The organism is Roseateles sp. (genome assembly GCF_039929605.1).
Classification (GTDB): Bacteria; Pseudomonadota; Gammaproteobacteria; order Burkholderiales; family Burkholderiaceae_C; genus Pelomonas.
In genome coordinates this window covers 21,789-34,369 of the sequence record NZ_JBDSQX010000054.1, presented here as the reverse complement: position 1 = coordinate 34,369, position 12,581 = coordinate 21,789, and the positions used below count along the sequence as shown (strand labels likewise).

The 12,581-nt window shown below is 69.7% G+C and carries 5 protein-coding genes; all 5 read left to right on the top strand.

Annotation, left to right across the window (positions count from 1 at the left end; translation table 11 throughout):
* Nucleotides 1-37 precede the first annotated feature (37 nt).
* The 5 genes from ABIS05_RS07655 to ABIS05_RS07635 all read left to right on the top strand — a co-directional run bounded on the left by ABIS05_RS07655 (nt 38) and on the right by ABIS05_RS07635 (nt 12,578).
* Nucleotides 38-1,150 carry a PQQ-dependent sugar dehydrogenase gene (locus tag ABIS05_RS07655; protein ID WP_348010712.1) on the top strand — a complete coding sequence of 371 codons (1,113 nt, stop codon included), beginning with the start codon at nt 38-40 and terminating at the stop codon, nt 1,148-1,150.
* Nucleotides 1,151-1,597: 447 nt separating this feature from the next.
* Nucleotides 1,598-3,583, top strand: coding sequence for a TonB-dependent receptor domain-containing protein (locus tag ABIS05_RS07650; RefSeq protein ID WP_348010711.1), 1,986 nt, complete (start codon nt 1,598-1,600; stop codon nt 3,581-3,583).
* 589 nt (nt 3,584-4,172) lie between these two features.
* On the top strand, nt 4,173-5,375 hold the full coding sequence (locus ABIS05_RS07645) for a hypothetical protein (RefSeq protein ID WP_348010710.1): 1,203 nt from the start codon (nt 4,173-4,175) through the stop codon (nt 5,373-5,375).
* A 101-nt stretch (nt 5,376-5,476) separates the two neighbouring features.
* Nucleotides 5,477-8,425: a hypothetical protein gene (locus tag ABIS05_RS07640; protein ID WP_348063235.1), complete on the top strand. Its 2,949-nt coding sequence runs from the start codon at nt 5,477-5,479 to the stop codon at nt 8,423-8,425.
* Nucleotides 8,426-8,501: 76 nt separating this feature from the next.
* Nucleotides 8,502-12,578: a hypothetical protein gene (locus tag ABIS05_RS07635; RefSeq protein ID WP_348010707.1), complete on the top strand. Its 4,077-nt coding sequence runs from the start codon at nt 8,502-8,504 to the stop codon at nt 12,576-12,578.
* The last annotated feature ends 3 nt before the right edge of the window (nt 12,579-12,581 follow it).

Here is a 12,581-nt window from a genome sequence, read left to right as displayed (position 1 = left end):
GATGATGCAGCCCCTTCTCCGCCGCATCCAAAGTCCGATGAACAAGCGCCTGCTCCCCCTCGTGCTGACCCTGGGCTGCGCCCTGGCTCATGCCGCCCCGCAGCTTGAAACCATCGTCGACGGCCTCAAGACGCCTTGGGGTCTGGCCTTCCTGCCCGACGGCCAGTTGCTCATCACCGAGCGCGATGGCCAGATGCGAACGGCACAACCGGGCGGCAAGCTCAGCGCGCCCATCCAGGGCCTGCCGGCCGTGGACGCCGCCGGCCAGGGCGGCCTGCTGGACGTGCAGCTGGACAGCGAGTTCGCGAGCAACCGCACGATCTACTTCTGCTTCAGCGAACTGAGCGCCGACAAGACCACCAACAGCACCGCCCTGGCCCGAGCACGGCTGAGTGACGACCTGAAGCGCCTGACCGACGTGAAGGTCATCTTCAGCCAGAGCCCCAAGATCGCCAGCCACAACCACTTCGGCTGCCGCATCGCCGAGGCGCCGGACGGCAAGCTCTTCCTGAGCCTGGGCGAGCGCTTCAGCCAGATGCAGAGCGCCCAGACGCTGGACAACCACCTCGGCAAGATCGTGCGCGTGGGCAAGGACGGCAGCGTGCCTGCCGACAACCCCTTCGTGAAGACGCCCGGCGCGCTGCCCGAGATCTGGAGCTACGGCCACCGCAACTCGCAGGGTCTGACGCTGGATGAGAAAGGTCGCCTGTGGCAGACCGAGCACGGGCCGCAGGGCGGCGATGAGCTGAATCTGATCCAGCCGAAGCTGAACTACGGCTGGCCCGTCATCACCTACGGCGAGAACTACGGCGGCGGCAAGATCGGCGACGGCATCGCGGCCAAGGCGGGCATGGAACAGCCGGTCGTGAAGTGGGTGCCGTCGATTGCGCCGTCCGGGTTGGTGAAGCTCAAGAGCGCGAAGTACGGTGCGAGCTGGCAGGGCAGCTTCTTTCTTGGCTCGCTGAAGTTCGGCTATCTGGAGCGCGTGAAGCTCGGCGCCGATGACCGGCTGGTGGAGCAGGAGAAGCTGTTTGCGGATGCGGGGCGCATGCGAGATGTGAGGGAAGGGCCGGATGGGCTGCTGTATCTGGTGTTGGAGGGGCATGGGCGCGTCGTGCGGGTGGTGCCAGTGGCGCCGGCTGCGCGCTGAGATGGCTTGGCGCAAAGGGCCGTGCCGGGATGTCGCCCCGGCGGGCGACCTACTTTTTGCGCCGCCAAAAAGTAGGCAAAAAGCTCTCCCCTGCGAAACCGCCCCTGTCGGGGTTCCCTGCGATGCTCGAACCCCGGGGCCGCACCCAACTCACTTCGCTACGCTCCGTTCAGACAAAGGGGTGCGAAGTCAGAGCTTGAGGCTCGCTTTGCTCGCGCCCCGGGCTTCTGCGCTTCTCGGCGGTTTAGAAGGGGAGTTCCTTGAACAGCCGAACAGCCACAACAGCCAAGCCCAACAGCCGGCGTCGGGTCTGAGTACCGCAGGCGACCCCGAAGAGGCGGGGCGGTCGGGGAAGCTCTTTAGCTACTTTCTGGCGGGACAGAAAACCGAAGGTTTCGCCGCAGGCAAATCCCGGCATCAGTCTCGCGTGCTGCTGGCTATTTCCCCATGAGCCTCCTCCTCTGCGCCGTCCTGGCAGCACAAGCCACCACCCAACTCGACACCGTCGTCCTCCACGGCCGCGCCACCGCCCCCACGCTCGCCGTCGAGCGCCTCGACGGCGCCACGCTGGCCCGCGACGCCGAGGCGCAGGACCCCGCCCAGGCCCTCGCCCGCACCCTCTCCCGCCTGCCCGGCATCTACGCCGCCAACCGCGGCAACGACGCGCAGGACCTGCAGCTCTCCAGCCGCGGCTACGGCGCGCGCGCCAGCTTCGGCGTGCGCGGCCTGCGGCTGGTGGCCGACGGCATCCCGGCCAGCACGCCCGACGGCCAGGGCCAGCTCGGCCACTGGCTGATCGCCGACGCCGCCTCGCTGGAGGTGCTGCGCGGCCCGTTCTCGGCGCTCTACGGCAGCGCCAGCGGCGGCGTCATCGCGCTGCAAAGCCGCTGGCCCACCGAAGCCCGCGAACAAGCTGCCCTCACCCTCGGCGCCTTCGGCCTGCGCCAGGCCAGCGTGAGCCTGGACCGCCTGCCCGCCGAAGGCCAGGCGCTGAGCCTGGCCGTGCAGGCCACCCACCGCGACGGCTGGCGCGCCCACAGCGCCAGCGAACGCCGCCTGGCCCAGGCGCGCTGGCAGCTGCGCACGCCCGGGCAGCAGTTCATGCTCGTCGCGCAGTTGCAAAGCCAGCCGGCCGACGACCCGCTGGGCCTGACCGCCGAACAGTTCGCTGCGGACCCGCGCCAGACCGCACCCCAGGCCGACGCCTTCAACACCCGCAAGGCGGCCGAGCAGCAGCAGCTCGGCCTGCGCTGGCAGCGCGACGTGGATGAACGCCTGCGTCTGCAGGTCGCCGGCTGGCTCGGCCGTCGCGCGGTGGACCAGTGGCAGTCCATCCCGCTGGCCGTGCAGAACACGCCCAGCCACCCCGGCGGCGTCATCAGCTTGCGGCGCGGCTTCAACGGGCTGGACGCTCGCCTGAACTGGGCGTTAGCCCCCGAGCAGGAATTGACCCTCGGCTGGGCCATCGAGAGCCAGCGCGACGCGCGGCGCGGCTACCTCAACCAGGCTGGCGAGAGCGGTGCTCTCAAGCGCGACGAAACCAACCGCGCCCGCAGCAGCGAGCCCTACGCCCAGTGGCGCTGGACGCCCACGCCCGCATGGGAGCTGCTGGCCGGCCTGCGCGCCAGCAACCTGCAGTTCGACAGCGATGACCGCTACCTGAGCAACGGCGACGACAGCGGCTCGCGCAAGTTCAGCGGCCTGCAGCCCGTGGCCGGGCTGGCGTGGCGGCCGGCGGAGGGCCAGGTCTTGCGGCTGGCGCTGGGCCGCGCGGCCGAGTCGCCCACGTTGACCGAGCTGGCCTACCGATCGCAAGGCAGCGGCTTCAACAACGAGCTGCGCCAGCAACGCAGCAAGCAGATCGAGCTGGGTTGGGAAATCCGTCAGCAAACGGGCGAAGGCGAACGCCGCCTGGCGCTGACGGCCTTCCAGGCCGACACCCGCGACGAGATCAGCGTGCTGTCCAGCGGCGGTGGGCGCACGGTGTTCACCAACGCGGCACAAACCCGCCGTCGCGGCCTCGAAGCCGCGGCCCAACTGCCGCTGGCTCGCGACTGGCACCTCGACATCGCCGCCACCCGCCTGTTAACCCGCGTGACTTCGACCGGCCAGCCCCTGCCCGGCGTGCCAGCCGCCTACGGCAGCGCCGAACTGCGCTGGCAGGGCGAGGGGCTGGACGCGGGGCTGAGCCTGCAGGCGCGTGCGCGACTGCCCGCAGATGACGCCGGCACCGCATCGGCGGCGGGCGGTGGCCAATGGGGCTTCAACCTCGGTGGCACGTTGACGCCCGACCTGCGCTGGCGCCTGCGCGCCGACAACCTGCTCAACCGCGCCACGGCCGCCAGCGTCATCGTCAACGAGGCCAACCGGCGCTTCTTCGAGCCGGCGGCGCCGAGGGGGTGGAGCGTGGCGCTGAGCTGGCAGCCGCGTTGAAGGTCAAGCAACCAGGAACAGTAGTGACATCGCCGTCCGGTTGATCTGAAGGCCGGCGGCAAGGCGCTGCCCGTCACCGAGGCCGACGGCCACCCGGCCGTGTGGCTGGCGCCGGGCACGCATGTCGTCGAAGGCCGCATCAGCTGGGCGCAGACGCCGCAGCACCTGGCCGTGCCGAACGGCCTGGGCGCCATCGCAGTGAGCAGCGACGGCACCACGCAGGCCCGTGCGCCTGGCGCGTCGCTGGACGTGGCGCTTGGGCGTCGCCGAACGCCTGCGAGCTGCCGCCGCTCAATGTCATCGTGTCCATCGGTGTGGCGCCACTGAAAGTGGCGGGGGCGTATGACCTGCTGGCCGCGCCGACACCGCCGTCTACGAATCCAAGCGCGCAGGGCGCAGCCGCGTCTGCGCCGCTTCGCCGCCAACCGTCAACAACAACCCGGCTGACACGCGATGCTCAGCGGCCAACACATTGGTTAGTGCCAATGTGCAGTATTGTATTTTTGACATATTGCATTGTTGCTATAAAATATATTTCGCCGCATGATTGCCATATCGCATCAATGCAATACATAAGGAATTCAAGCTCATGACTGCCGACGAATCAAAAAATGCGCCTCGTTTCGGCACGGCTGTCGAAGGGCGCAACCGATTTCCTCGTCCAGCGCTTGAAGAAGAGTTCGACGACATGATCGAGCGCAGCAACGGGGCTCGGCTGTTCGGCCTGCGTCGCACGGGCAAATCCACGGAGGCGCGCGCTCTCTGTGCGCGACTACGTCTCAAAGAACCCGGCACACCCGTCATCGAAATCGATGCGCAAGGCATGGCCAGCGAGGCCACGCTGTTGGTGGAAATGCTGAAAAAGATCCCCGCCAATGCAAAGTCACTGAGTGATCGCCTCATGACTGCCATGACTTCGGACAGCGGCATTTCTCAGGTCGCCCGGGATGCCATCAGCAAACACACAGGAGGCTCTGCAGACGTTCAGGCCTACTTTGGCCCGTTGATGCAGGCCCTGGAACGCACATTGACCCACCAGGACAAGGTCGTGCTCGTGATCGACGAACTGCCCTGGCTGTGCCGCAGCATCCTGGAGCACGATGCCACCCAGGGCCGCCAACGCATCGACCTCTTGCTGGCCAGCCTGCGCCGCCTGCGGGATCGCGGCGTGCGCATGCTGCTGCTGGGCTCGGTGGGGATGGCCGCGCTGCTGCGTCAGTACGGCTTGCACACGGAACACCTGAACGACCTGGGCTTGCTCGAAGTGCCGCCGTTGGCAGACGACGAGCCGGCCGACTACCTCCAATGGCTGGTCACGGGCTCCGAGGCCACAGGCTGGACGGACAAGCACAGCCAGCAATGCCTGGAGGAATGCGGCGCCCACTATCCGGCCGTCATCCACCTGGCATTCATGAAGCTCAGCGTGGGCGGCCGCGCGGCGCCGCTGGCGCGCATCGAAGCGATCTTTGCCGACAAGGTGCGTCCCGACTTCGACGCCGCCATCTACGCCCAGTTCGACCGCCGCCTGCAGCTCTACCGTCAACTGCCGGATGGCTTGTCCAGCTTGCTGCCCAAGCTGCTCGACGCCGCCATGCGCCACCCTCAACAATGCGCGGCGCTTGCCGACCTGAGGCCCCTGCTGGCAGAAGGCGCCGACGACTCCGATCTGCGCGACGCCCTGGCCATCCTGCGCGAAGACGGCTTCCTGAGCGTGCGCGTGCCGCGCAACGCTGCCGAGCAATGGCGGCCCGCCTCGACCCTGGTGGTGGCCTGGTGGGCTCAAAGCCACTGAGGGCGCACATGGAACGCGAACGCCACCTCGTCGAAACCTTCAACACCCATCGCATGAGCGATGACGTGGTGCGCCAGCTCGCCAGCGGGCGAGACGGCGAGATGCGCGACATCATGCCGCTCATCGAACAGGCCGCCGCCGATCCCCAGCCGCCGCCGCCCGCCCTCATCGTCTACGGCGAGCGCGGCTCGGGAAAGTCGTTCCTGATGCGCATGGTGCAGATGGCCTGCGCCCCGCTCGCCGGCGTCGCCTGCGTGCTGCTGCCCGAAGAGCAATACAACCTGCGCACGCCGCAGCTGCTGCTGCAGATCGTGACGGCCCATGTGAGCGGCACCGGAAGCGAGCGCCTGACGTGGCAGATCGACACCCGCGAACCCGAGGCCGCCTGGGAGCAGGCACTTGCCGAATTCCATGCCGCCATGGATCAGCGCTTTGGCGAAGGCCAGGGCATGGCTGTCGTGCTGCTGGAAAACTTCGACAGCCTGACCGAGAAGCTCTTCGGCGCCAAGTACGCGCTCAAGACTGCCCCTCGCGGCAGCGCCACCGCGCGCCGCCAGGCCGAGGAGCGGCTGCGCAAGCTGATGAACGCCCGTGGCGGGCGCTTCATGCTCGTCGCCACCGCCACCGGCAGCGTGGACATGGACTACGAGCGCCCTTTGTTCCAGGCCTTCAAGCCCGTGGACATCCAAAGCTGGAGCCCCGACACCGCGCTCGCCTACTTCGACAAGCGCCGCCAGCTCGACGGCCTGCCGCCCCTGGGGCCTGCCCAGCACGCGCGCGCCCGCGCCATCACCGAATTCATCGGTGGCAACCCCCGCCTGGCCCAGTTGCTCGGCAGCGTGCTCGCGTCGCCCAGCGCGCAGACCATCGCCCAGACGCTGGACGAGCTGGTGGACCGCCTGGCCGACTACTACCGTGACCGGCTCGACAGCCTGCCGCCCGCAGCTGCCGGCCTGCTAGACGCCATCATCCGCGGCGGCGAGCCCATCACGCAGACCAGCCTGGGCCAACGCGTTGGCGGCGAGCAGCGCCACGTGGCCGATGCCTTCAGCTACCTCACGCGCAGCCGCATCGTGCAGCCGCACGGCGACATCGGCGCCGCCCAGAGCTACCGCGTGCGCGACCGCCTCTTCGTGCACTTCTACCGCAGGCGCTACAGCCAGTCGCGCGGCCTGGCGCCGATTGCCGAGCTGCTGGAGAGGTTCTTCACCGCTGAAGAGCGCGAAGAGCACATCCGCACGCATTTGGGCAAAGGCGAGTTTGAAGATGCCTTGGCCTTCGGACGGCTGCCGCTAGGCAATGGTTCGGCAGAGTACGGCTACAAGGCATTCCGCGACGAGGGCATCACGGATGGGCCGGACAAGTTCTGGTTCGCGCTCAGCGGCGCTGACGCTGACACCATCCCGGCCCTGCGACAGCAACTGCGTGATGCGCCGGACAAGGCATACGCACACTGGCGAGCGCGCGCAACGCAGGCAGCCACACCCCTGCAAGCCGCAGCCGCAGCTGCGCTCGGTGCGGTGGCAGCGTCGCGCCAGAGGCTCGACCAGATCGCATTGCACGACCTGGACGCCGGCATCGCCGCCGCACGGACATCAGGCGCCACCGATGCGCTGTTGATGGCGTTGCAAGCCCGCTATGAGTTTTCATCCAGCTGTCTAGACGACGCAGAGGGCTCGGCGGCGGCCATGACGGAGATGAAGGAGCTGATCGGCCAAGCAGGCCCGCAGCCGCAGAACACAGACCTGCGGACTCAGGTTTGCGCATGGGAAAGTGCCGAAGCACTTTCCCAAAAGACGTGGGAGCGCGCACAACAACTGGCAAATGAAGGCTTGGTTTCCACCTGTGGACCGCAGCCCAGGATGGCACTTCTCGAAGCACTCGCACGCGCGCAACTCGGCCAACGCCTGCATGCAGCCGCGCTCGGTACATGTGCAGAGCTTGCTGCAGTGGCCCAGCAACACACCAGCCTGGACGCCGAGGCCTGCGCTGCGAACTTGAGTTGCAAGGCACTTCTTGCAACGGATCAGCCCGCCGCCGCGTTTGAGATTGCCGAATACGGCGCTCAATTGGCCCAGCGTTTGGGACATCTCTTTCGCCACCTGATGTGCCTGATTGACAAGGGCCACATTGAACTGCGGATGGAAAACGGGGCCGCCGCATGTACGACAGGCCGCGCAGTTGAGGAGGTGGCCACGGGATTGCACCCGCCATCTTTTGAAATCGCAGCAATTGGCGTCTGCTTGCAATACTTGGGAATGGCACAGCAAGACGCGCTGGGGCAAAACACCGGCAGCGTGATGGAAGCCGCGCTGCGCAGCCTTGATCACGCGGATCGTGTCCCCCGAGTTTCCACATCGTTCACCAATCTCGTTGCGGCAACGCTCGGCTTCTTGATGCTGCAGGCCGTCAAGCAACCCCTTCCCGACGTGTTCATTGCCCTGGACAAAGCCTTGTCCCGGCACTCGACGTTGCCTGAATCCCCGTCGCTTCAGGGCATGCCTGACATGTGGCTTGCCGCCACCGCACGCGGACAGGCCTGGCCGCAGGCGGCTGGGCTGGCCGCAAAGCACACATGGCTGCTTGCGCGCACCACGCCCGACGGGTGGGCCAAGAGCCTGCGATTGACAGGCGAGTTCTGGGCTGAAGCTTCTCAACAGCAAGGGCGCGCTTCCGCCTACGCTGTGGTGAGCGCCGTTCTGCCGGCGCTGAAAACAATATGGGATCTTGCGCCGGCTGCGAGCACCGACGACAGCGACAAGCTGCTTGTTTCCCGCCTGGCGGACATGGCTGTGGCTGTCGCCCTCGCAGCAAAAGACCCGGGTCTGCTGCGAGACATCGCGGACTTGATGCAAGAACTATGGGGAACGCGAGCAGCACAGGTGGTCAAGGCGCTTCGCCTGTTCGCCGATGTCCGATCAGATGCAGACCCCGAGCAACACCTGCAGCAACACGATCCTGACGTTGTCACCGCCGTTCGGCGCATCTTGAACTTGCCGCCGCCCGCACCGGTTGCCAAGGCTGCCAAGCGCCGCAAACGGTCGGGCTAGAGAGCGTGGTCAAACAGCACAAGCTATCAGCCGCGTCCAGCGCCACTACTGCGAGCATGTGCTCGGAGGAGAACCCATGCCGTCGAACCGTTTCATCCACCTGATCGGTGCCGCCGTGCTGGCGCTGGCCCCGCTTGCGCCTGCCGCGCCGCTAGGCCCCACCGAATTGCCCGCCGCACTGCGCGACTGGCTGCCCTGGGCGCAGCAGGGGCAGCCGCCGCTGGGCTGCCCCGCGCAGGCCGAGGGCGGGGCGACGTGCGTGTGGCCCGGCCGGCTGCAGCTCACTGCCGGCACGCGCGAGGCCACCTTCAAGCTCGACGTGCAGGTCTTCGGCGCCCCGGCGCGCGTGGCCCTGCCCGGCGAGGCCGGCGCGTGGCCGCAGGACGTCAAGGCCGGCGGCCAGGCGCTGGCCGTCACGGAGGCGGGCGGCCGCCCGGCCGTGTGGCTGGCGCCCGGTGCGCATGTCGTCGAAGGCCGCGTTACCTGGGCCGAGATGCCGCAGAACCTGGCCGTGCCGGCGGGCCTGGGCACCATCGTCGTGAGCAGCGACGGCGCGACGCAGGCCCGTGCGCCCGACAGCGAGGGGCGGCTGTGGCTGCGCGCCGTGGCCAGCCCGGCCGAGGCCAGTGACAGCCTCAGCGTGCAGACCGTGCGCCTCATTGACGACGACCTGCCCTTGACCGTCACCACCGCCTTCGAACTGCGCGTGGCCGGCCGCGCCCGCGCGGTGGAGTTGCCCGCCGCGCTGCTGCCGGGCCTGCGTGCCATGCAGCTGGACAGCCCGCTGCCCGCGCGGCTGGCGGAGGACGGCCGCCTCATCGTGCAGGCACGACCAGGCGAGTGGCGCATCCAGCTGCATGCGCGACTCAGCGTGCCGGTGCAGGCCTTGACGCTGCCCGAGGGCGCACCGGATGAAGAGGTCTGGGTCGTCAAGGCCGTGCCTTCGCTGCGGCAGATCCGCCCCGAAGGCGCCACCAGCGTGGACCCGCGCCAGGTGGAAATGCCCGAGGCCTGGCGCGCGCTGCCGGCCTTTCGCCTCAAGCCGGGCGAGACGCTGAAGCTGACCGAGCTGCAGCGCGGCAACGCCAAGCCGGCACCCGACACGCTGACGCTGACGCGCCGGCTGTGGCTGGACTTCGATGGCCGCGGGCTGACGGCCAGTGACCACTTCGACGGCCAGCTCTCCGCCAGCTCGCGCGTATCGATGGCCGCACCCGGCCAGCTCGGCCGCGCCGCACTGGCCGAGGAAGACCAGCCCATCACCCGGCTCGCCAAGGACGGCCCGGCCGGCTTCGAGGTGCGCCAGCGCAGCGCCGCCATCGAGGCCGACAGCCGCTGGCCGCGCGACGGCGCCCTGCCCGCCAGCGGCTGGAGCACGAGCATCGACCGGCTCGACGCCACGCTGCAGCTGCCGCCCGGCTGGCGGCTGCTGCACGCGCAGGGCCCGAGCCACGCCGACGGCGCCTGGGTGGCGATGTGGACGCTGTGGGACTTCTTCTTCGTGCTGCTCGCCGCGCTGGCGGCCTACCGCCTGCTGGGCTGGCGTGTGGGCCTGCTGCTCGGCGCGGCGCTCACGCTGACCTGGCACACGCCGGGCAGCCCGCCGGCGGCGCTGTGGTTCGGGCTGCTGGCGTTGACGGCGCTGGCGCGCGTGCTGCCGGCCGGGCGGGCGCAGCGCATCTTTGCGCGCAGCCGCATCGCCGTGGCCGGCGTGCTGCTGCTCGTGCTGCTGCCGTTTGCGGTGCATGAAATCAGGGAGTCTCTCTACCCGAGCCTGGAGCGCAAGGGCGGTGTCGTGGTCATGGCCGAACGGGCGGCACCCGCCGATGCGGCCGTCGAGGAGGAAGAAGTGGACAAGCGCAAGGACAGCATCCGGGTCATGCCGGCACCCCACGCGCCACCGATCCTGATGGAAATGTCGGTCCTGAAGAGGGCATCGGGCTACGGCAGCGACCTCGGCCGCGTCGACCCCGGCGCACGCGTGCAGACCGGCCCCGGCGTGCCGACGTGGAACTGGCGCGCCCACTCGCTGCGCTGGAGCGGCCCCGTCACGCCCGAACAGACGCTCGACCTGTGGCTGCTGCCGCCCTGGGCAACGGCGCTGCTCAAGCTCGCCGGCCTGGCCCTGCTGGCATTGGCACTCGCAGCCGTGGCGGGCTGGACACCACCTCGCCTGCCGCGCATGCCGCGCGTTGCACCCAGCGCTGCGAGTGCCGCAGCCGCCCTGCTGCTGGCGCTGGCCCTGACGCCCCAACCGAGCGAAGCCCAGGTCGCCGTGCCCAGCGAAGAACAGCTCAAGGCCCTGCGCGACAAGCTCGCCGCGCCGCCCGACTGCCTGCCGCGCTGCGCCGAGCTGGCGCGCCTGCTCGTCAGCGCCTCGGGCTCAGCGGTGCAGCTGCGCGCCGAGATCCATGCGCAGGCGCTGGTGGCCGTGCCGCTGCCCGGCCAGGGCACCGGCTGGCAGCCCGGCGGCGTCACGCTGGACGGCCAACCCGCCGCCACGCGGCGTGACGACCAGGGTCGCCTGCTGATTGCGGTGCCGCCGGGCGTGCACCAGGTCGTGCTCAGCGCCGACGTGGGCAACGCCAGCGGCCTGGACATCGCACTGCCACTGCCGCCGCGCCTGCTGCAAAGCGAACTCAAGGGCTGGACGCTGGCCGGCCTGGACCCGCGCGGCCAGAGCACCGGCGCCATCACGCTGAGCCGCGAAGCCACGACCGGGGCTGAGGCTGGCCGCGCCGAGGACACCGGCACGCAACGCGACGCGCTGCCCCCGCTGGTGCGCGTGGACCGCCGCCTGGAGCTGGGCCTGCGTTGGCAGGTGCTGACGCGCATCGAGCGCATCGCTCCCAGCCGCGCGCCACTGCGCGTGCGCTGGGCGCTGCTGCCGGGCGAGGCCGTCAGCGACGCGGGCGTGACGGTGACCGACGGCATCGCCAGCCTGCAGCTCGGTGGCGAGGAGGCGGCCGAGATCGCCAGCAGCCTCAAGCCGGTCGACACGCTGACGTTGCTGGCCGGCAAGGAGCCCAACCAGGTCGAGCGCTGGACGCTCGCCGCGTCGCCGCAATGGCATGTCGACGCCACCGGCCTGGCCGCGACAGCGCTGCAGCAGGACGGCCAATGGCTGCCCGAATGGCGGCCCTGGCCCGGCGAGACGCTGAAGCTGGACGTGCGCAAGCCTGCCGGTGTGGCCGGGCAGACGCTGACGCTGGACAGCGTGCAGACCACCGTGACGCCGGGCGAACGCAGCACCGACGTGCAGCTCGACCTCTCGCTGCGCACCAGCCTCGGCGGCCCGCACACGCTGAGGCTGCCGGCCGGCGCCGAGCTGCTGGGCGTGACGATCAACAACGCCGCGCTCGCGCTGCAATTGCGCGACGGCGCGCTGGCCCTGCCGCTGACGCCCGGCGCGCAGCGCACCGTGATCCGCTGGCGCCAGCCCGAGGGCATGGGCGCTTGGTGGCGCCACGAAGGCCTGGCGCTGGGCCTGCCCGGCGTCAACGACGCGCTGCAGCTGCACGTGCCTGAGGACCGCATCGTGCTGGCCGTCGGTGGCCCGCTGATCGGCCCGGCCGTGCTGATCTGGGGCGCACTCGCCATGGCGCTCGTGCTGGCCTGGCTGGCACCGCGCGGCCTGCCGGGGCTGATGGGCCGGCCGGCCTGGCTGGTGCTGGCGCTGGGCGTCGCGCCCGTGTCGCTGGGCTCGCTGGCCCTGCTGGCCGCTTGGTTCGGCGCGCTGGAAGCCCGCCGCCGCTGGAGCGCCGGCAGCAGCCACCGCGCGCTGCGCATCGCCGTGCAGCTGCTGCTGGTGCTACTCACCTTCGGCGCCATCGGCGCGTTGCTGGAGGTGCTGCGCACCGGCCTGCTGGGCTACCCCAACCTGCTCGTCGCCGGCCCGGGGTCGAGCAGCTATCTGCTGGGCTGGATGAACGACCGCTTCACGGAACACACAGCCAGCGCCTGGGTGCTCAGCGCGCCGGTGTGGCTCTACCGCGCGCTGATGCTGGGCTGGGCGCTGTGGCTGGCGGCGTCGCTGCTGAAGTGGGTGAGCTGGGCCTGGGCCGCGTTCAGCGCGGGCGGGGCGTGGCCGCTGAAGCCGGTGAAGGCGGTGATCAGCGCCACCGATGCCGAGAACGGTCAGGCGCCGAGCTGACCC